Source organism: Kitasatospora sp. NPDC088783 (assembly GCF_044750705.1).
Taxonomy (GTDB): Bacteria; Actinomycetota; Actinomycetes; order Streptomycetales; family Streptomycetaceae; genus Kitasatospora; species Kitasatospora fiedleri.
The window spans coordinates 672,609-690,831 of the sequence record NZ_JBIVKJ010000003.1 but is presented as its reverse complement, the minus strand read 5'-3'; the positions used below and the strand labels follow the sequence as shown (position 1 = coordinate 690,831).

General features: G+C 74.7%; 21 protein-coding genes. 14 read left to right on the top strand and 7 right to left on the bottom strand.

Annotation, left to right across the window (positions count from 1 at the left end; all coding sequences use genetic code 11):
* Positions 1-7: 7 nt before the first annotated feature.
* The 3 genes from ACIP60_RS11650 to ACIP60_RS11640 all read left to right on the top strand — a co-directional run bounded on the left by ACIP60_RS11650 (position 8) and on the right by ACIP60_RS11640 (position 1,954).
* Positions 8-526 carry a GNAT family N-acetyltransferase gene (locus ACIP60_RS11650; protein WP_400682435.1) on the top strand — a complete coding sequence of 173 codons (519 nt, stop codon included), beginning with the start codon at positions 8-10 and terminating at the stop codon, positions 524-526.
* A gap of 82 nt (positions 527-608) precedes the next feature.
* Positions 609-938, top strand: coding sequence for a DUF4229 domain-containing protein (locus ACIP60_RS11645; protein ID WP_400682433.1), 330 nt, complete (start codon positions 609-611; stop codon positions 936-938).
* A 5-nt stretch (positions 939-943) separates the two neighbouring features.
* Positions 944-1,954, top strand: a complete 1,011-nt coding sequence (locus ACIP60_RS11640) for a LacI family DNA-binding transcriptional regulator (RefSeq protein WP_400682432.1) — start codon at positions 944-946, stop codon at positions 1,952-1,954.
* A gap of 54 nt (positions 1,955-2,008) precedes the next feature.
* Here the strand turns inward: ACIP60_RS11640 and ACIP60_RS11635 are convergent, their stop codons facing one another.
* Both ACIP60_RS11635 and ACIP60_RS11630 read right to left on the bottom strand, forming a co-directional pair.
* Positions 2,009-2,443 (bottom strand): GNAT family N-acetyltransferase, encoded by a 435-nt coding sequence (locus ACIP60_RS11635; RefSeq protein ID WP_400682430.1) that lies wholly within the window; start codon positions 2,441-2,443, stop codon positions 2,009-2,011.
* Positions 2,444-2,550: 107 nt separating this feature from the next.
* On the bottom strand, positions 2,551-3,750 hold the full coding sequence (locus ACIP60_RS11630; protein WP_400682428.1) for an MFS transporter: 1,200 nt from the start codon (positions 3,748-3,750) through the stop codon (positions 2,551-2,553).
* A 415-nt stretch (positions 3,751-4,165) separates the two neighbouring features.
* On the opposite strand from ACIP60_RS11630, the gene ACIP60_RS11625 reads away from it, so the two are divergent.
* Positions 4,166-5,503 (top strand): dicarboxylate/amino acid:cation symporter, encoded by a 1,338-nt coding sequence (locus ACIP60_RS11625; RefSeq protein WP_400682427.1) that lies wholly within the window; start codon positions 4,166-4,168, stop codon positions 5,501-5,503.
* 126 nt (positions 5,504-5,629) lie between these two features.
* Complete coding sequence (locus tag ACIP60_RS11620; RefSeq protein WP_400682425.1) at positions 5,630-6,058, top strand: Uma2 family endonuclease; 429 nt, start codon at positions 5,630-5,632, stop codon at positions 6,056-6,058.
* 12 nt (positions 6,059-6,070) lie between these two features.
* Here ACIP60_RS11620 and ACIP60_RS11615 read toward each other — a convergent pair whose 3' ends face one another.
* Positions 6,071-6,619, bottom strand: coding sequence for a DUF1707 domain-containing protein (locus tag ACIP60_RS11615; protein WP_400682423.1), 549 nt, complete (start codon positions 6,617-6,619; stop codon positions 6,071-6,073).
* Between the two features lie 92 nt (positions 6,620-6,711).
* Here ACIP60_RS11615 and ACIP60_RS11610 point away from each other — a divergent pair, with 92 nt between their 5' ends.
* Together ACIP60_RS11610 and ACIP60_RS11605 are read left to right on the top strand one after the other, a co-directional pair.
* On the top strand, positions 6,712-7,074 hold the full coding sequence (locus ACIP60_RS11610) for a DUF1304 domain-containing protein (protein ID WP_100836746.1): 363 nt from the start codon (positions 6,712-6,714) through the stop codon (positions 7,072-7,074).
* On the top strand, positions 7,071-7,634 hold the full coding sequence (locus ACIP60_RS11605) for a TetR family transcriptional regulator (RefSeq protein ID WP_282202278.1): 564 nt from the start codon (positions 7,071-7,073) through the stop codon (positions 7,632-7,634). Before ACIP60_RS11610 ends, ACIP60_RS11605 begins: the two co-directional genes overlap by 4 nt.
* 390 nt (positions 7,635-8,024) lie before the next feature.
* Here ACIP60_RS11605 and ACIP60_RS11600 read toward each other — a convergent pair whose 3' ends face one another.
* Together ACIP60_RS11600 and ACIP60_RS11595 are read right to left on the bottom strand one after the other, a co-directional pair.
* Positions 8,025-9,023 carry a bile acid:sodium symporter family protein gene (locus ACIP60_RS11600; protein WP_400682421.1) on the bottom strand — a complete coding sequence of 333 codons (999 nt, stop codon included), beginning with the start codon at positions 9,021-9,023 and terminating at the stop codon, positions 8,025-8,027.
* A gap of 276 nt (positions 9,024-9,299) precedes the next feature.
* Positions 9,300-9,503, bottom strand: a complete 204-nt coding sequence (locus ACIP60_RS11595; protein ID WP_100836743.1) for a cold-shock protein — start codon at positions 9,501-9,503, stop codon at positions 9,300-9,302.
* 353 nt (positions 9,504-9,856) lie between these two features.
* Here ACIP60_RS11595 and ACIP60_RS11590 point away from each other — a divergent pair, with 353 nt between their 5' ends.
* The 7 genes from ACIP60_RS11590 (at position 9,857) to ACIP60_RS11560 (ending at position 17,413) form a co-directional block, all read left to right on the top strand.
* Entirely contained in the window at positions 9,857-10,744 is an 888-nt protein-coding gene (locus tag ACIP60_RS11590; protein ID WP_100836742.1) for a menaquinone biosynthetic enzyme MqnA/MqnD family protein, read from the top strand.
* A gap of 132 nt (positions 10,745-10,876) precedes the next feature.
* The gene (locus tag ACIP60_RS11585; RefSeq protein WP_400682419.1) at positions 10,877-12,580 is read left to right on the top strand and encodes a serine/threonine-protein kinase; all 1,704 of its coding nucleotides are present in this window, start codon (positions 10,877-10,879) and stop codon (positions 12,578-12,580) included.
* 101 nt (positions 12,581-12,681) lie between these two features.
* Complete coding sequence (gene mqnC / locus ACIP60_RS11580) at positions 12,682-13,890, top strand: cyclic dehypoxanthinyl futalosine synthase (RefSeq protein ID WP_100836740.1); 1,209 nt, start codon at positions 12,682-12,684, stop codon at positions 13,888-13,890.
* 13 nt (positions 13,891-13,903) lie between these two features.
* The gene (locus ACIP60_RS11575) at positions 13,904-14,575 is read left to right on the top strand and encodes a hypothetical protein (RefSeq protein WP_400682417.1); all 672 of its coding nucleotides are present in this window, start codon (positions 13,904-13,906) and stop codon (positions 14,573-14,575) included.
* Between the two features lie 156 nt (positions 14,576-14,731).
* Positions 14,732-15,298, top strand: a complete 567-nt coding sequence (locus ACIP60_RS11570; protein ID WP_146616505.1) for a hypothetical protein — start codon at positions 14,732-14,734, stop codon at positions 15,296-15,298.
* Positions 15,299-15,342: 44 nt separating this feature from the next.
* Positions 15,343-16,038 (top strand): demethylmenaquinone methyltransferase, encoded by a 696-nt coding sequence (locus ACIP60_RS11565; protein WP_400682416.1) that lies wholly within the window; start codon positions 15,343-15,345, stop codon positions 16,036-16,038.
* A gap of 94 nt (positions 16,039-16,132) precedes the next feature.
* Positions 16,133-17,413, top strand: a complete 1,281-nt coding sequence (locus ACIP60_RS11560; RefSeq protein ID WP_400682414.1) for a geranylgeranyl reductase family protein — start codon at positions 16,133-16,135, stop codon at positions 17,411-17,413.
* A 79-nt stretch (positions 17,414-17,492) separates the two neighbouring features.
* On the opposite strand, the gene ACIP60_RS11555 is transcribed toward ACIP60_RS11560, so the two are convergent.
* The gene (locus tag ACIP60_RS11555) at positions 17,493-17,900 is read right to left on the bottom strand and encodes a PIN domain-containing protein (protein WP_400682413.1); all 408 of its coding nucleotides are present in this window, start codon (positions 17,898-17,900) and stop codon (positions 17,493-17,495) included.
* Positions 17,897-18,130: a type II toxin-antitoxin system VapB family antitoxin gene (locus ACIP60_RS11550; protein WP_400682412.1), complete on the bottom strand. Its 234-nt coding sequence runs from the start codon at positions 18,128-18,130 to the stop codon at positions 17,897-17,899. The genes ACIP60_RS11555 and ACIP60_RS11550 overlap by 4 nt, the downstream gene beginning before the upstream one ends.
* Positions 18,131-18,223: the final 93 nt, after the last annotated feature.

The following is an 18,223-nucleotide window of genomic DNA, read 5'->3' as shown; positions in this document are numbered from 1 at the left end:
TGGCCGCATGAGCCTGCGATTCGTGCTGGACCCCGAACCGACGCCCGCGCTGCGGGAGGAGATCACCGCGCTGTGGACGGAGGTCTCCAACGCCGGCGGCGCGGTGGGCTTCGTGCCCCCGGTCGAGGCCGCGCAGGTCCGCCCGGTCGCGGAGCGGCAGTTCGGGGCGCTGGACGCGGACCGGCTGCTGGTCGGGTACGAGCCGGGCGGCCGGGTCGCGGCGGTGCTGTTCTTCGCGGACATGCGCTTCGACCTGATGGACCACTGGCGGATGCTGAAGCGGGTCATGGTGCACCCGGAGTTCCAGGGGCGCGGCTACGGCGCGCAGCTGCTGGCGGAGGCGGAGCGGGTGGCCCGGGCGTGGGGCCTGGCCGGGCTGCGGCTGACCCTGCGCGGCGGGCACGGGCTGGAGGAGTTCTACGGGCGCGGCGGGTACGTCGAGGTGGGCCGGGTGCCGGGGGCGATCCGGGTCGCCCCCGGCGACGACCGGGACGACGTGACGATGTGGCTCGACCTGCGCACCTGAGCGGTGTGAGGTCGTGCTTCACTGGGAGGGCCATGACTCCCGCGCGCTCGGCGGCGCGACCCGGCAGCGAAGGACGAACCCGGTGAGCAGCAAGAACCACGCCACGCTCCGCTACACCTCCCTGCGGGCGAGCATCTTCCTGGCCTGCCTGCTGGTCGCGCTGATCCTGGGCCACTTCAAGGTGATCCCGGTGGTCGGGGCGATGGGCGTGCTGCTGCTGTTCGTGCTGGCCGCGGTCGCCTCCTCGGCGATCAGCTACGTGGTGCTGAGCAAGCAGCGCGACGAGATGTCCGCGCAGATCGCGGAGCGGATCGAGGCGCGCAAGTCCCGGGCGGCGGTGCGGGACTCCGCGGAGGACGCGGCGGACGACGCGGCCCGGGCGGCCGCGTCCGGGCAGGCGCAGGCCGGCTGACCGCGTTGGCGGGCGGCCCGGGCGGCGAGGGCTCGCGGCGGCGCCCGACCGGCCGGGACGTGGCCCGGCTGGCGGGGGTCTCGCAGGCGACCGTCTCGCTGGTGTTCTCCGGCAGCGCCGGGCAGCGGGTCTCGGCGGCGACCAGCGCGCGCATCCACGCCGCGGCCCGGGAGCTGGGCTACCGCCCGCAGGCCGCCGGCCGCCAACTGCGGCTGGGGCGCAGCGGGATGGTGCTGCTGGCGGTGCCGAACCTGCTGGGGCCGTTCTTCGGCCGGGTGCTGACCGGCGTGCACGAGGAGGCGGCCCGGCACGGCCTGGCGGTGGTGGTCTCCAGCGGCTGGGACGCGGCGACGCTGGCCGAGGCGGCCGCGGCCGGGCGGTTCGACGGGCTGCTGGTGTGCTCGCCGGACGACGGGCAGCTGGGCCCGCTGCCCGCGGACACCGCGGCGGTCTTCCTGGACGCCGACCCGGCCGCCCACCCGGGCCGGCCGACGCTGGAGCTGGACCTGGCGGCGGGCATGCGGGCGGCGGTCGACCACCTGGCGGGGCTGGGCCACCGGCGGATCGGCTACCTGCGCTCGGTGCACTCGGCGTACACCTTCCGGGTCCGGCAGGCGGCGTTCGCGGCGGCCTCGGCGCACCTGGAGGTGCGGGAGCTGGCGGTGAGCCTGAACGAGGGCAGCCGGGAGGCGGCCCGGGCGGCCCGGGAGCTGCTGGACGGGCCGGGGCGGCCGCGCGCGGTGGTCTGCGACGACGACGTGGTGGCGTCCGGGCTGTACCGGGCGGCGGCGGAGCTGGGGCTGCGCGTCCCGGACGACCTGTCGGTGGTCGGCATGGACAACATCCCGGTGGCGGAGCTGCTCAGCCCGCCGCTGACCACGGTCGACCTGCCGGGCGAGCAACTGGGCCGGGCCGGGCTGGCCGCCCTGACGGCCCTGCTGGACGGCGAACTGCCGCCGCCCGTGCAGCCGTTGGCGACCACGCTGGTGGTGCGCGGCTCCACCGCGGCGGCCTGAGCGAGCGGCCCGGCGGCCTGAGCGAGGGGGCGGGAGGACGGCCGGGCCGGGCGGCTACTGCTCGCCGAGGATCATCCACTTCTCCGGCACCGACACCGGCGCGAAGCCGACCTTGGCGTACACCTCGTGCGCGTCCCGGGTGGCGAGCATCAGGCGGCGCAGGCCGCGGTCGGCGAGCTCGTCGCGGACGGCGGCGGCCAGCGCGGTGCCCAGGCCCCTGCCGCGGGCCCGCGGGTCGATGTACACGTCGCACAGCCAGGCGAAGGTGGCGTGGTCGGTGACCACCCGGGCGTAGCCGACCTGGGTGCCCGAAGCGTCCTCGTAGAGGCCGAAGTTGAGCGAGTTCTCGATGGCCCGCTCCTGCTTCTCGCGGGGGCGGCCGAGCGCCCAGTAGGCGTCCTCGGAGAGCCAGCGGTGCACGGCCTCCCGGTCGAGGCGGGCGGGGTCGGTGGAGAGGCTGTGGCCGGCGGGCAGGTCGAAACTCGTCATGGGGCGCATCCAAGCAGGGCCGGGGCGGCGCGGGCGAGCGGTTTGCGGCGGCCCGGCCGGGGCGGGCGGAGCGGCTGGGGGCGGGTCGGGGGCGGGGTCGGCCCGGGTCAGGTCAGGGCGGGGACGGGGGCCGGAGCGGCGGGGCGCAGCCGGGTGCGGGCGGCGAGCAGCAGCAGGCCGCCGAGGGTGATGCCGCCCGCGGAGCACAGGGCGACGGCGTGCAGGGAGGTGTCGACCAGGGCGCCGGAGACCGCGTAGCCGGCCGCGTTGCCGGTGGCGAACAGGGTGACCAGCCAGGCGAACGCCTCGGTGACGGTGCCGGTGGGGGCGAGTTCGGCGACCAGCACGAAGGCGGCGGCCAGCAGCGGGGCCAGGCCCAGGCCGGAGACGAAGGCCAGCGCGGCCATCGGCCACGGGCCGGGCAGGAGCAGCAGCGGCAGGTAGCAGGCGGCCATGCCGAGGGCGAGCACCCAGGTGCGGGTCGCGGTGTCGGCCTTCCAGCGGGCGCCGCCGTAGGCCAGCGCGCCGAGCAGCCCGGCCAGGGCGGCCAGCGCGAGCAGGGTGCCCGCGCCGCCGGGCAGGCCGCCGGGGTGCTGTTCGGCGTACGCGATGAACAGCACGTTCTGCGCGCCGACCGCCCAGCCGGCGCCGGCCAGGCCGAGCAGCAGCAGGACCAGGCCGGGGGAGCGCAGCGGCCCGAGCAGCCCGGCGGAGGCTTCGCGCGGCGGGGCCTGCCAGGCCCGGGCGGGGGCGGAGCCGGCCACCACCAGGGCGCCGAGCAGGCCGAGCACGGCGGCGGTCCAGAGCGCGGCGGTGGGGGAGAGGGCGCCGGCGATCCCGGCCACGGCGAGCGGCCCGGCGACGTACAGCACCTGCTGGGAGGCGGAGTCGAAGGCGTAGGCGGTGTCGAGCTGTTCGGGGGCGACGACGTCCGGCCAGAGCGAGCGCAGGCAGGGTTCGAGCGGGGGCATGCAGAGCCCGGCGACCGCCGCGCCGAGCGGGGCGGCGAGGGCGGAGCCGGGGGCGAGGGCGAGCAGCGCGTAGCCGGTGCCGGCCAGGACGGCGGAGACGAGCAGGACGCGGGGCTGCCCGGTGAGGTCGACGATCCGACCGAGGACGGGCCCGCCGACGGCGGCGGCGATCGCGTACGCGGCGGTGGCCAGGCCGATCCGGCTGTACGGGGTGCCGGCCTCGCGCAGGGCGAGCGCGATGACCAGGGCGGTCATGCCGGCGGGGAGCCGGCCGAGCAGGGTGCCGAGCAGCAGCCGGGTGACGTGCGGGGCGCGGAGCAGAGCGGCGTAGCCCATGGGTGTCCTTCCGGCGGCGGGGCGTCGCCTCAAGTTATACGTATAACCGGAAGAGCGTCAAAGCTGCCGGCCGGGCTGACGGCCTGTCAGGTAAGGGTGGTTCGAGAACGACCTCAAACAAGTACTTTGAACATCTCAAAGGTTTGTTGCTAATGTGCCGGTCATGACCACCGCAGACGCCGCGCACCAGGCCGGGACGAGCACCCCGCTCGTGCCGCGCTGCCCGCGTCTGCCCGGTGCCGTGGACGGCCCGCGCCGCTGTCGCTGCGGCGGCTGTATGCGGGCGGCACGCCGCTCCTGACGCGCCCGACAGCTCAGCTGTCGGCCACCGGGTCTCCCCGCCCGGCCCCCGCGTCCGCCGTGCCGCCGCCTCCGCCCCCCACCCCGCCCCACTTCCCCCCGGAGTCGCAGACCCATGTCCACCGCGCCCGCGCCCGAGCCCACCCTGCTGGGACGCCTCCGCCGCACCCCCTTCTGGGTCCAGATCGTCAGCGGCCTCGTCCTCGGCCTGCTGCTCGGCTGGATCGCCCGCGCCGGCGACGTCAGCTGGCTGACCACCACCCTGGACACCATCGGCAAGACCTTCGTCCAGCTGCTCAAGCTGGCCGTCCCGCCGCTGGTCTTCACCGCGATCATCGTCTCGGTCGCCAACCTGCGGAACGTCACCAACGCGGCCCGCCTCGCCGCCCGCACCCTGTTCTGGTTCCTCGCCACCTCGCTGATCGCGGTCGCCGTCGGCCTCGGCCTCGGCCTGCTCACCGACCCCGGCAAGGGCGCGAACCTCTCCACCCAGGGCCTCAAGGGCGTGGAGAAGGGCGGCACCTGGATCGACTTCCTGACCGGCATCATCCCGACCAACATCGCCGACGCCTTCCTGAAGGTGAACGTCCTCCAGATCGTCTTCCTCGGCGTGGTCGTCGGCGCGGCCGTCCTCAAGCTCGGCGACAAGGCCGAGCCGGTCCGCAAGATCTCCGAGTCCGTCCTCGAACTCGTCCAGACCGCCCTGTGGTGGGTCATCCGGCTCGCTCCGCTCGGCACCCTCGGCCTGATCGGCAAGTCCGTCGCCGTCTACGGCTGGGACCTGCTCAAGCCCTTCTCCACCCTCACCATCGACGTCTACGTCGGCTGCGCGATCGTCCTGTTCGGCGTCTACTCGCTGCTGCTGCGCTTCGTCGGCGGCCTCAACCCGCTGAACTTCTTCAAGGGCGCCTGGCCCGCGATCCAGCTGGCCTTCGTCTCCCGCTCCTCGGTCGGCACCCTGCCGGTCACCCGCCGGGTCACCGAGCGCCTCGGCGTCCCGTCCGAGTACGCCTCCTTCGCGGTGCCGTTCGGCGCCACCACCAAGATGGACGGCTGCGCCGCGATCTACCCGTCGCTCGCCGCGATCTTCGTCGCCCAGGTGTACGGCATCGACCTCGGCATCAAGGACTACCTGCTGATCGCCTTCGTCTCGGTGATCGGCTCCGCGGCCACCGCCGGCCTCACCGGCGCGATCGTGATGCTCACCCTGACCCTCTCCACCCTGGGCCTCCCGCTGGAGGGCGTCGGCCTGCTGCTGGCGATCGACCCGATCCTCGACATGATGCGCACCGCCACCAACGTGGCCGGTCAGGTCGTCGTCCCGATCCTGGTCTCCGCCCGCGAGAAGACGCTCGACCTCGCCGCCTACAACACCCCCACCGGCGACCTGCTCGCCGCCGACCGCCCGGCCACCGTCCCGGCCCGGACCGTCGACGAGCCCGTCGCCGCCTGACCCGCGAACGCCCCGCGCACACGGAAGGCCCGCACCCCCTCGGGGTGCGGGCCTTCGCCCATTGGAGTGAGACCGCTTTGGGCGGGTCGGGGCGGTCGGTAGCGCGGGGGCGACGAAGGAGGGGCGATGAGCGCTCCGCCCAGCGAGCGGTCGCACGACGTCGCCGATCCGGAACGGGCCTTGAAGTACGCGATCCAGCACCACGCGGGCGACCTCGACCTGCCAGGGTCCAGCAACTGGTACATCCCCGATGTCGCGGTCGTTCCGCGCGCGCTGGCCAAGGGCGGCGGCGCGCTGCTGCCCGATCGGACGCTGCTCGTGGTCGAGGTGACGTCGGACTCGCACGGCGACACCGACCGGGTGGTGAAGCGGCGCCGGTACGCCGAGTACGGGGCGCCGCTCCACCTGCTGATCGACCGTCGGGACCGGGCGTGCACGCTGTTCTCGGAGCCGGGCGCGCTCGGGTACACCCGGGCGGTGGGGCCGCTGCCGTTCGGGGAGCCGGTCGAACTGCCGGAGCCGTTCGGGCTGCGGGTGGACACGTCCGGCTCCTGAGTGCCCACGCCGTCAGCGGCGGGCGTGGCGGATCTTGAGGCGGCCGAAGCCCGGGGTGCCGGTGATGCGCACGGTGGGGCCGGGGGTGGCGGCGGGGGTGCGCGGGGGGCGGTAGCGGACGGTCTTCCAGGCGTGCTGGAGGCCGTCGAGGTCGACGGTGGCGTCGTGCGGGACGGTGATGGTGGCGCGGCCGAAGCCGAGGCCGAGCCTGATGTCGACGACCGGGTGCTCGATCACCGCGGCGCTCAGGTCGAGGTGGACCTTGGCGAAGGCGGAGGTCACGGTCAGGGTGCGGGGCACCCGCCAGGGGCCGCGGCGGACGAGGCGGCCGTTCATGGCGCTCAGCGTGACGGCGGTGCCGGGAGCCTCGGCGGGCAGGTCGTGCAGGACGGCGTCGAGGTCGGCGCGGACGGTGGCGGTGAGGGCCGCGTGGATCCGCTGGTCGAGCTCCTCCTGGGTGATCCGCTCCTCGGCGTAGGCGAGTTGGAGGCGGTCGACGGCGGCCTCGCGGTCGGCGGCGGCGACCCGGGTCTGCGGCTGGTCCGGGAGGGAGGAGGTCACCCGGGCAGCGTAGTGGGAGTGCGGTGGGGACGGCTGGTTCCTGGACGAGTGTCCGGATATCCTGGACACCTGTCCAGGAGAGGGGAGTGGCCATGGAGGTCGCGGCGGCGGTGCTGGTGGGGGCGGTGGCCCTGTTGCACGGGTACATCCTGGTGCTGGAGATGTTCCTGTGGGAGCGGGCGCCGGGGCGGTCGCTGTCCGGGTTCGACCCGGAACTGGCCCGGCGGACGGCCCCGTTGGCGGCCAACCAGGGCCTGTACAACGGGTTCCTGGCGGCCGGCCTGGTCTGGGGCCTGCTGGCGGACGACCCGACCGGCTTCCGGGTGCGGGTCTTCTTCCTGGTCTGCGTGGTGGTGGCGGGCGGGTACGGCGGCCTGACGGCCAACCGGCGGATCCTGCTGGCCCAGGCCCTGCCGGGCGCGGTGGCGCTGGCCGCGGTGCTGGTGGCGGGGTGAGCGCGCAGGGCGACCCGCGGGCGGAACGGACCAGGGCGAAGCTGCGGGCCGCGCTGCTGGCGGAGTGCGCGGACCGCCCGCTGGCGGAGCTGGCGGTGGCGGCGGTGGCCCGCCGGGCGGGGGTCGGCCGGGCGACGTTCTACCTGCACTACCCCGACCTGTCGGCGCTGGCCGTGGACGCCTGCGCGGGAGTGGTCCGGGACGCGGTGGACGCGCTGCACGCCTGGCGGGGCGTCGCGGACCCGGCGGCCCCGCCGTCCGCGCTGGTGGAGTTCTTCGACCGGGCGGACACCCACCGCGGCCTCTACCGGGAACTGCTGGCCCCGGGCGGCGGCGGCCCGCTCGGCCCGGTGCTCCACCACGAACTGCGGGAACGCAGCCGGACGGAACGGGAGTTGGCCGGCGCACCGGACGCCCCACTGGTCGCCGCCGCGGTGGCGGGCACCTTCACCGGCGTGCTGGCGGACTGGCTGCACGGCCTGGTCGCCGAACCCCCGGCCACCGTCGCGGGGCGGGTGTGGCGGCTGCTGATCGGCCTGCACCGCACACCGCTGGGGTGACGGCGGCGTCGTCGTGCGGCGGGTGGGGACGGAGTAGGCGAGGAGGCGGGTGGGAGGCGGCGGTCGGCGGGATGGGGGAGCCCGGCGGGCCGGGCGGGTCCTGGGGCTCGGCGGGGACGGCGAGCGGGTGCCGGTGGCGGCGTCCGATGCCGCTGCCGGTCCGGCTCGTGGCGGCGTCGTGCGGCTGGCCGGGCGGGGACGGCGAAGGGGTGCCGATTCCGCTGCCGGCCCGGCGCGCGGCAGCGTCGCAGGGCGGGCAGGGCAGGGACGGCGGGCTGGTGCCGGTGGCGGCGTCCGATGCCGTCGTCGGCCTGGCTCGTGCCGTCGGCTCGGCTCTCGTTGTCGGCCCGGCCCGGCCCGTGGCGGCGTCGCACGGCGGGCCGGGCGGCGTCAGGTCTGGCGGGACCAGCGTTGGGCGAGCACGGTGCAGACCATGAGCTGGAGCTGGTGGAAGAGCATCAGCGGGAGCACGGTCAGCCCGACCGCGGAGGCCGGGAACAGGATGGTGGCCAGAGGGAGGCCGTTGGCCAGGGACTTCTTGGAGCCGCAGAACTGGATGGTGATGCCGTCCGGGCGGGAGAAGCCGAGGCGGCGGGAGGCCAGGCGGGTGAAGGCGAGGACGGTGAGGAGGAGGGCCAGGGAGATCGCGGCCAGCCAGAGCAGCTGTCCGGCGGTGACCCGGCTCCAGATGCCCTCGCGGACGCCCTCGCTGAAGGCGCTGTAGACGATCAGCAGGATCGAGCCGCGGTCCACCACCGTGGTGACCAGCCGGTGCCGGGCGATCCACGGGCCGACCCGGCGGCGCAGCAGTTGGCCGAGGGCGAACGGGACGAGCAGTTGCAGGACGATGTCGAGCACCTGGCCGCCGTCCACGGTGACGCCGGAGCCGCCGGTGAGCAGCCAGGTGGCCAGCAGCGGGGTGAGCACGATGCCGAGCAGGCTGGAGAAGGTGGCGGCGCAGATCGCGGCCGCGACGTTGCCGCCGGCGACCGAGGTGAACGCGATCGAGGACTGCACGGTGGACGGCAGCAGGGTGAGGAAGAGCACGCCGGTGAACAGCTGCGGCGGCAGCACCGCGTCCGGCAGCAGCCGGGTGGCCTCGCCGAGCAGCGGGAACAGCACGAAGGTGCAGCCGAGGATCAGCAGGTGCAGCCGCCAGTGCCGGGCTCCGGCCAGGGCCTCCTGCGGGGAGAGCCGGGCGCCGTACAGGAAGAACAGCAGGGCGACGGCGAGCGAGACCCCGTGGGTGACGGCGGTGGCGGCGGCGCCGCGGGCGGGCAGCAGGGTGGCCAGCAGGACGGTGCCGAGCAGCAGCAGGAGGTAGGTGTCGATGCCGATCCGGCCGAGTGAGCGGTCGAGGGCGCGGCGGGCGGATCGGAGGCGGTGCATGCACCGATGATCCCCCGGCGGCGGTCGGCGGCTCCGGGCGGGTCCGCTCCGGGCGGGGGCCGAAACGGGCGGGGCCGGGTCCGGGCGGGGGGCCGAAACGGGCGGGGCCGGGTCCGGGCGGGGGGCCGAAACGGGCACGGGGGAGAAATTCGGGCGGAATGGGGAAATGCGGGGGAAGGGGGAAAAGGCAGGAGGCCCGCCGGCAGCGGGCCTCCTTGGGAACTACTACTCGTACGGACCCGAGGGGCCGTGAGCGATCAATTGGGAGATCCCGTCTCAGACGGGGGTGACGTTCTCCGCCTGCGGGCCCTTGGGGCCCTGGGTGACGTCGAAGTTGACCGCCTGGTTCTCCTCCAGCGAGCGGAAACCGCTCGCGTTGATGGCGGAGTAGTGGACGAAGACGTCGGGGCCGCCGCCCTCCTGGGCGATGAAGCCGAAGCCCTTCTCGGCGTTGAACCACTTGACGGTTCCGGTCGCCATACCGTTCTCCTTGCGAGGGACGTTGTGGACACCACACCTTGTGGCGCCCGGGTCCGCTGCGCTGATCGCCCTGCCTCCGGACGAGTCCGGAGTTTTTCGCACAGTGCTTCAATCAAACTCAATTGATGCCTGATACTGCTGAAAAATTACAAAAAGCCTGCGGTTACATGCTCCGCAGGCTCCAAGTACTGCAAGGGGAATCAAACTGCAACTGAGGGGAACGGTAGCACGCGGTGGCTGCCCCGACCAGGGGTGAACAGCGGTGTCGGACGGTGTGTCGGACACCGGGTGCGAACCGTCCCAATCAGCGGGCATACCCTGCCGGGAGGGCACCAACCGCAAGGGAGCACACGGTGAGCAGTAGGGATGCCGAACGGCCGGAGACCGCGGTCAGGCCGCGGGTCGGGCATATCCAGTTCCTCAACTGTCTTCCCCTCTACTGGGGTCTCGCGCGCACGGGCAACCTGCTCGATCTCGACCTGAGCAAGGACACCCCGGAGAAGCTGAGCGACCGGCTGGTGGCCGGCGCCCTCGACATCGGCCCGATCACCTGCGTGGAGTACCTGCGCAACGCCGACCGGCTGGTGGTGCTGCCGGACATCGCGGTGGGCAGCGACGGCCCGGTGATGTCCTGCGTGATCGTCAGCAAGGTCCCGCTGGCCGAGCTGGACGGCCGCCGGGTCGCGCTCGGCTCCACCAGCCGCACCTCGGTGCGGCTGGCCCGGCTGCTGCTGGAGGAGCGCGAGGGGGTGCGCCCCGAGTACTTCTCCTGCCCGCCCGACCTGGACGCGATGCTGGCCGACGCCGACGCCGCCGTCCTGATCGGCGACCCCGCGCTGCGCGCCTCGCTGGAGCAGGCCCCCCGGCAGGGGCTGGCCGTGCACGACCTCGGCGCGATGTGGAAGGAGTGGACCGGCCTGCCGTTCGTCTTCGCGGTCTGGGCCGCCCGCCGCGAGTACGCCGAGCGGCACCCCGCGCTGACCGCCGCCGTCCACCGGGCCTTCCTGGAGTCCCGCGACCTCTCACTGGCCGAGGCCGGCAAGGTCGCCGAGCAGGCCGCCCGCTGGGAGGAGTTCGACGCCCCGCTGCTGGAGACCTACTTCTCCGAGGCGCTCGACTTCTCGCTCGGCGAGCGCCAGCTGGCCGGCATCGCCGAGTTCGCCCGCCGGGTCGCCGCCGACAGCGGCTTCGCCCCCGACGTGCCGATCCGGCTGCTGGAGGCCGCGCCCGCGGTGGCCTGAGCCGCGCCCGGGCGGTCCGGCGTCCGCGGCCCGAGCCGCGGCCGGGCGGTTCGGCGTTCCCGGCCGGCGGCCGTCCTGGGATGATCGGACGGCCGGGCCGGGCGCCGCCCCGGCGGCGTGAGGGGGACGGGCATGGAACTGCTGACGGCGGACGACCCGACGGCGATCGGCGACTACCGGCTGCTGCGCCGGCTCGGCGCCGGCGGCATGGGCCGGGTCTACCTGGGCCGGACCGCGGGCGGGCGGACCGTCGCGGTCAAGGTGGTGCGCCCCGAACTGGCCGACGACCCCGAGTTCCGGGCCAGGTTCCGCCAGGAGGTCTCCGCCGCCCGCCGGGTCGGCGGGCGCTGGACCGCCCCGGTGCTGGACGCCGACACCGAGGGCCCCCGCCCCTGGCTCGCCACCGGCTACGTGGCCGGCCCCGCGCTCGGCGAGGCCGTCCGCACGGCCGGCCCGCTCCCCGTCCCCTCGGTGCACGCGCTCGGCGTCCGGCTCGCCGAGGCCCTGGAGCAGGTGCACGCCCTCGGCCTGGTGCACCGGGACGTCAAGCCGTCCAACGTGCTGCTCACCCTGGACGGGCCCCGGCTGATCGACTTCGGGGTGACCCGCGCGCTGGACGCCGCCTCCGCCGTCACCCACAGCGGCTACGTGGTCGGCTCGCCCGGCTTCATGTCGCCCGAACAGGCCGCCGGCGCAATCACCGGACCGCCCGCCGACGTCTTCTCGCTCGGCGCCCTGCTGGCCTTCGCCGCCACCGGCACCGCCCCGTTCGGCGAGGGCGTCAGCGCCGCCGTCCTGCTCTACCGGGTGCTCCACGAGGAGCCGGAACTCGGCGGCCTGGGCGGCGAGTTGCGCGCGGTCGTGACCGCCTGCCTGGCCAAGGACCCGGCGCTGCGCCCCACCCCCGCCGCGCTGCGGGCCCGGCTCGCCCCCGCCGCCGCGGACGGCCCCGAGGGCTGGCTGCCCGGCCCGCTGGCCGCCGCGGTCGGCCGGGCCGCGGTCGAACTCCTCGACCTGGAGGGCGACAGCGGCCCGACCGGCGCGGTGGCCGTCGACCGGATGCCCACCGTGCTCGACGGCGGACGGCGCCCGACCGGACCGGCCCCGGAACCCGGGCGGGACCGGACGCGGGACCGGGGCCCGGCGGAGGAACGTACGCGGCGCCGGGCGCGGTGGGCGGTGCCGGTGGCGGTCGCGGTGCTGGCCGCCGCGGCCTACGGCGGGCTGGCCGCCGGCGGCCACCTGCCCTGGTCGTCGGCCGACCCCGGCGGCAGCCCCTCGCCGGGGCAGGACGCCGCCACCGGGACGGCGGGTGGCGGCGGCACTCCCGGCACGGGCGGCGGCGGGACGCCCCGGGCCGGCACGGGCCCGAGCGGCAGCGGCACGGCGGGCCCGAGCACCGCCGCGAGCACGAGCACGAGCACGAGCACGAGCGCGGACGCGAGCGCGAGCGGGACGGGGTCGCCGGCCCCGGGCGGCGGCGCGGCGCTGCCCGGCGCGTTCCTCGGCACCTTCAAGGGCACCATCACCACCAAGATCGTCCCGCTGCCGTCCACCTTCACCGTGACCTTCACCGCGGGTCGGGTCGGCGAGGACGTCGGGCGCACCGGCAACGCCTCCGCGTTCGACAGCACCGTCTGCCGGGGCGTGCTCACCCTGCTCTCCGCCACCGACCGCGAGGTGCTGCTCCAGGAGCGCCCGGACGGCAACGACAGCGCCTGCACCGGCGTGCCCGAGAAGCAGCGCTACACCCTGCTCGACGGCGGCGGGCTGCACCTGGCGGTCAGCGGGGCGCAGCTCGGCACCGATCCGGAGGGCGACCTGGCCAAGCAGTGACGGGCCCGCGGCGGCGCGGGAAGAGGGCTGCGGCGGCGGCGAAATGCGCTGGCGTAGGCTGGGCGGGTCCGCCCCTCAGACGCAGAAAGCAGGCCCGCCAGGTGTCCGAGCAGAACCTTTCCGCCACCCAGTTGCAGGCCGTGCTGGACCGAGCGGCCGAGGGCGGCCGGATCACCGCCGAGGAGGCGCTGGAGCTGTACCGCTCGGCCCCGCTGCACGCGCTCGGCACGGCGGCCGACGCGGTGCGCCGGCGGCGGTACGCGGGCGTCGAGCACATCGCCACGTACATCATCGAGCGGAACATCAACTACACCAACGTCTGCGTGACGGCGTGCAAGTTCTGCGCGTTCTACGTGCCGCCGAAGAGCGACAAGGGCTGGTCGCGGGACCTGGACGAGATCCTGCGCCGCTGCGCGGAGACGGTCGAGCTCGGCGGCACCCAGATCATGTTCCAGGGCGGGCACCACCCCGACTACGGCGTCGAGTACTACGAGCGGAACTTCGCCGCGATCAAGGCGGCCTTCCCGCAGCTGGTGATCCACTCGCTGGGCGCCTCCGAGGTCGAGCACATGGCGAAGCTCTCCGGCGTCACGGTCGAGGAGGCGATCACCCGGATCCACGCCGCGGGCCTGGACTCGTTCGCGGGCGCCGGCGCCGAACTGCTGCCCGAGCGGCCGCGCAAGGCGATCGCGCCGCTCAAGGAGTCCGGCGAGCGCTGGCTGGAGATCATGGAGACCGCGCACCGCCTGGGCGTCGAGTCCACCTCCACCATGCTGATGGGCACCGGCGAGACCAACGCCGAGCGGATCGAGCACCTGAGGATGATCCGCGACGTGCAGGACCGCACCGGCGGCTTCCGGGCGTTCATCCCCTACACCTACCAGCCGCAGAACAACCACCTGAAGGGCTCGACCCAGGCCACGGTCTTCGAGTACCTGCGGATGATCGCCGTCGCGCGGCTCTTCCTCGACAACGTCGCCCACATCCAGGGCTCCTGGCTCACCACCGGCAAGGAGGCCGGCCAGCTGTCGCTGCACTACGGCGCGGACGACCTCGGCTCGGTCATGCTGGAGGAGAACGTGGTCTCCGCGGCCGGCGCCAAGCACCGCTCCAACCTGCACGAGCTGATCCACCTGATCCGCACCGCCGGCCGGGTGCCCGCCCAGCGCTCCACCACCTACGAGCACCTGCGGGTCCTGGACGACCCGGCCAACGACCCGGTCGACCCGCGGGTCGCCTCGCACATCGCCTCCACCGCGATCGAGGGCGGCACCGCGCACCCCGAACTGACCATCCTGGCGACGAACTGACGCCCCCGGTCCGATGCTGACGCTGCACCGGGCGGAGCTGCTGTGCCCGGGTGACGGGGCGTCCGCCGCCGGATCGCCCGCCGCCGGATCGCCCACCGGATCGCCCGCCACCGGTGCGGTGCTGGTCGACGGTGCGGTGCTGGTCGACGGTGCGGCCGTCGCCGCGATCGGCCCGTTCGCGGAGCTGGCGGCCGGGAGCCCGGCCCGGGTCCGGGAGTGGCCCGGGGTGCTGGTGCCCGGGCTGCTCAACCGGCACGGGGCGTGGCTGCTGGAGGGCGTCTACCACCCCGACCCCCGGGAGGGGATCGGCGAGCAGCCGCTGCCGCCCGCCGACGGCCTGACGGACGGCCAGTGGGGCGGCAGCGCCCGGCGCGGGCTGCAACGGCTGCTCGGCCACGGCGTGACGGCGCTGACCGGACCGTTCGCCCGGGCCGCGGTCCGCACGGCGGTCGGCCGCTCCGGCCTGCGCACCGCCCCGGGCACCCCCGGCACCGCCACCGCCCCGGGGCCGCTCGACCCGCTCGCCGCCGGCCCGTTGGCCGCCGCCCTGCACCGGCCCCTGACGGTCGGCGGGGCGGCGGACTTCGCCGTGTTCGCGGCCCGGACGGTCGAGGAGCTGGACGGCGGCGGGGCGGTCTGCCTGGCCACCGTCCTGGACGGCCGGCTGCTCCACCGGCGGCGGTGACGCAGGCGGCAGCGACGGCGGCGGCGGCCGGACCCCGGGCGGGGCCCGGCCGGTTCGTTTCCGAAGCACCCGGGCTTTTCTGACTGGCCGTGACCTGGACGGGCCTTTGCGGTTACCATCCCGGTCAGACCTCCACCCGAGCCAGGAACAGGACGTATGCGCGCCGCGACCCCCGAACGTCTTCGGACCAGACCGGCTCGGGGCTGGTACGTCGGGGCCGTGCTGAGCGCCGTGGTCGCGCTCGCGATGTGCCTGCTGGGCTGGCGGCAGGCCGACCAGGCGGACCGGATCGACGCGCACCCGGTGCGGGTCGAGGGGACGGTCACCCAACTGCCGGGCGGCAGCGGGACGTACAGCCAGGTCGCCTACCCGGTGGACGGGCGGCGGCTGACCGCCGCGGACCTGTGGCTGCCGGCCGACGCCAAGGTCGGCGCACCGATCTGCCTGGAGCGGGCGGCGGACGACGCCTCCGCGGTGCGGGTGTGCGGGAAGACCTACCCGCAGCCGGTGGGCGTCGGGCTGGCCCAGACCAGCGTGCCGGCGGCGGTGCTGCTGTGCGCGCTGTGCCTGTGGCGGATCTGGCGCTTCCGCCGCCACCAGGCGGGCGAGGAACGGGCCAGGGCCGCCTTCACGGTGGCGTTCGCCGCCGAGGGGATGCCCGCGCTGACGCAGGGCAAGCGCTCCCGGCGCCGCCGCAAGGGGGGCCGCCGCGCCCTGCGGTGAGCCCTGGTGGCGGTCCGCGCCGCGGCAAGGTGAACAATGGGCGTGTGACCCGAGCCCATCTGGACAAGCAGCCGCAGGACGTCGCCGCCATGTTCGACGACGTCGCGGCCAAGTACGACCGCACCAACGACGTGCTCTCGCTGGGCCAGGCCCGGCTCTGGCGCCGGGCGGTGGCCGATGCGGTGGGCGCCGTCGCGGGCCAGCGCATCCTGGACCTCGGTGCGGGCACCGGCACGTCCTCGCTGCCGTTCCTGGAGGCGGGCGCCGACGTGGTGCCGTGCGACTTCTCGATCGGCATGCTGAGCGAGGGCAAGAGCCGCCACCCCGAACTCGCGCTGACCGCCGGGGACGCGACCCGGCTGCCGTTCGCCGACGAGTCCTTCGACGCGGTGACGATCTCCTTCGCGCTGCGCAACGTGCAGGACCACGAGGCGGCGGTGCGCGAGATGCTGCGGGTGACCAAGCCCGGCGGGAAGCTGGTGATCTGCGAGTTCTCCACGCCGACCTGGACGCCGCTGCGCACCGTCTACACCGAGTACCTGATGCGGGCGCTGCCGCCGGTGGCCACCAGGGTGTCCTCCAACCCGGAAGCGTACGTGTACCTCGCGGAGTCGATCCGGGCCTGGCCGGACCAGCCCGCGCTCTCCGCCGAGCTCCAGCGGGCGGGCTGGACGAAGGTGGCGTGGCGCAACCTGACCGGCGGCATCGTCGCCCTCCACCGCGGCTTCAAGGCCCCGTAGACTGCGAGGGTTCGGCACCCCGTCCGCCGGAAAGGCGCTGACGGGGCGTCGGCCCCGACTCCGTGCCCCCGACGCGCTCAGGAGAGAGCCCCGTATGACCGAGACCGCCGTCGAGTCCACCGCCGACGTCATCGTGGTCGGCGCCGGTCCGGCCGGCTCCAGCACCGCCTACTGGCTGGCCCAGGCGGGTCTGGACGTGCTGCTGCTGGAGAAGACCGAGTTCCCGCGCGAGAAGGTGTGCGGGGACGGCCTGACCCCGCGGGCCGTCAAGCAGCTGGTCGACATGGGCATCGACGTGTCCACCGAGAACGGCTGGCTCCAGAACAAGGGCCTGCGGATCATCGGCGGCGGCGTCCGGCTGGAGCTGGACTGGCCGGAGCTGGCCTCCTTCCCCGACTACGGGCTGGTGCGCAAGCGCGCCGACTTCGACGAACTGCTGGCCCGGCAGGCGCAGAAGGCCGGCGCCCGGCTGTACGAGAGCTGCAACGTCAGCGGCCCGGTCCAGGACCGCACCGGGCGGATCACCGGCGTCACCGCCAAGCTCGGGCCGGACAAGCGCGAGGTCGAGTTCCACGCGCCGCTGGTGGTGGCCGCGGACGGCAACTCGACCCGGCTGTCGCTGGCCATGGGCCTGCACCGGCTCGAGTCCCGGCCGATGGGCGTCGCCTACCGGACGTACTTCACCTCGCCCCGGCACGACGACGACTACCTGGAGTCCTGGCTGGAGCTGTGGGACACCCGCGGCGGCCAGAAGAAGCTGCTGCCCGGCTACGGCTGGATCTTCGGCATGGGCGACGGCACCTCCAACGTCGGCCTGGGCATCCTCAACTCCTCGCCCGCCTTCGGCGACCTGAACTGGCGCGAGGTGCTCAAGAGCTGGTGCGCCGGCATGCCCGAGGAGTGGGGCTACACCCCGGAGAACATGACCGAGCCGATCCGCGGCGCGGCCCTGCCGATGGCCTTCAACCGGCAGCCGCACTACACCCGCGGCCTGCTGCTGGTCGGCGACGCGGGCGGCCTGGTCAACCCGTTCAACGGCGAGGGCATCGCCTATGCGATGGAATCCGGCCAACTCGCGGCGGGCGTCATCGTCCAGGCCATGGCCCGGATCACCCCCGAGGGCCGGGAACGCGCCCTGGCCCGCTACCCCCAGCTGCTCAAGGACACCTACGGCGGCTACTACACGCTCGGCCGCGCCTTCGTGAAGCTGATCGGCAACGACCGGGTGATGCGGATCGCCGCCGAACGCGGCCTCACCCACCCCGTCCTGATGAAGTTCGTCCTCAAGCTCCTCGCCAACCTCACCGACCCGAGCGGCGGCGACGCCGCGGACCGGATCATCAACGGCCTGACCAAGGTGGCCCCGCGCGCCTGAGCAGCGGTACAGCGGTACGGCCGGAGGCGGCGGGCGGGCGTGGAAGCGCTTGCCCGCCGCCTTTCGCGTGCGGTGGTGTTCAGCCCCGGGCGTCCCGCTCGCGGAGGTCGGGCACGACGGACGCGACGGTGGTGAAGTCGTTGTCGACGTGCAGCACCGTGAGGTCGTGGTGGGCGGCGGTGGCACAGACCAGCAGGTCGATCGCCCCGGCCGAGCGGTGCAGGCCCCGTTGCGTCAGCCGGTACTGGGCGGAATCCACCCACCGCCAGGCTGACTTGGGCACTGCGGCGGTGCCGCACAGGGTGTCCAGTTCGTCGGCCAGTTCGTCGCGGTGCGCCGGACTCGTGGCGGAGTACAGGAACTCGGCGCGGGTGGGCTCGCAGACGCGCAGCGCCCCGGCGGCGATGTGCCCCTCCCAGGCGCGCAGCGCCCCCGGGGTGCGGAACAGGTGCCACAGGGCCGAGGCGTCGACCAGGTAGCCGATCAACCGAGGCCCTCCCGGCGGGCCTGCTTGGCGGCGGCGTGCATGGCCGCAGCTTGGTCGAACTCGCCCCGGGCGCCTCTGGCGGCGAGCCGCTCCGCCGCCTCCAGCCGCTTCATGCGCGCGGTGTACTCGCGGAGGGCGGTGTTGACGGTGTCCTTCTTGGTGGTGGTGCCCATCAGCTTCATCGCGGCTGCGAGGGCCTCGTCGTCGATGTCGATCTGGGTGATGCTCACTCCGCGCCTCCGGGGCTGTGGGCAATGTTGATACCCAGCATACGTCACCAACATCGGACTGGGCTGGCGCGGAGTACAGCCCCCGGGCGGGTG

What these genes read in the sequence shown, in the direction of transcription:
- ACIP60_RS11600 (WP_400682421.1), bottom strand. Translation starts at nt 9,023, where the DNA reads ATGCACCGCCTCCGATCCGCCCGCCGCGCCCTCGACCGCTCACTCGGC.
- ACIP60_RS11625 (WP_400682427.1), top strand. Translation starts at nt 4,166, where the DNA reads ATGTCCACCGCGCCCGCGCCCGAGCCCACCCTGCTGGGACGCCTCCGC.
- ACIP60_RS11575 (WP_400682417.1), top strand. Translation starts at nt 13,904, where the DNA reads ATGCTGACGCTGCACCGGGCGGAGCTGCTGTGCCCGGGTGACGGGGCG.
- ACIP60_RS11560 (WP_400682414.1), top strand. Translation starts at nt 16,133, where the DNA reads ATGACCGAGACCGCCGTCGAGTCCACCGCCGACGTCATCGTGGTCGGC.
- ACIP60_RS11635 (WP_400682430.1), bottom strand. Translation starts at nt 2,443, where the DNA reads ATGACGAGTTTCGACCTGCCCGCCGGCCACAGCCTCTCCACCGACCCC.
- ACIP60_RS11650 (WP_400682435.1), top strand. Translation starts at nt 8, where the DNA reads ATGAGCCTGCGATTCGTGCTGGACCCCGAACCGACGCCCGCGCTGCGG.
- ACIP60_RS11630 (WP_400682428.1), bottom strand. Translation starts at nt 3,750, where the DNA reads ATGGGCTACGCCGCTCTGCTCCGCGCCCCGCACGTCACCCGGCTGCTG.
- ACIP60_RS11570 (WP_146616505.1), top strand. Translation starts at nt 14,732, where the DNA reads ATGCGCGCCGCGACCCCCGAACGTCTTCGGACCAGACCGGCTCGGGGC.
- ACIP60_RS11595 (WP_100836743.1), bottom strand. Translation starts at nt 9,503, where the DNA reads ATGGCGACCGGAACCGTCAAGTGGTTCAACGCCGAGAAGGGCTTCGGC.
- ACIP60_RS11620 (WP_400682425.1), top strand. Translation starts at nt 5,630, where the DNA reads ATGAGCGCTCCGCCCAGCGAGCGGTCGCACGACGTCGCCGATCCGGAA.
- ACIP60_RS11585 (WP_400682419.1), top strand. Translation starts at nt 10,877, where the DNA reads ATGGAACTGCTGACGGCGGACGACCCGACGGCGATCGGCGACTACCGG.
- ACIP60_RS11610 (WP_100836746.1), top strand. Translation starts at nt 6,712, where the DNA reads ATGGAGGTCGCGGCGGCGGTGCTGGTGGGGGCGGTGGCCCTGTTGCAC.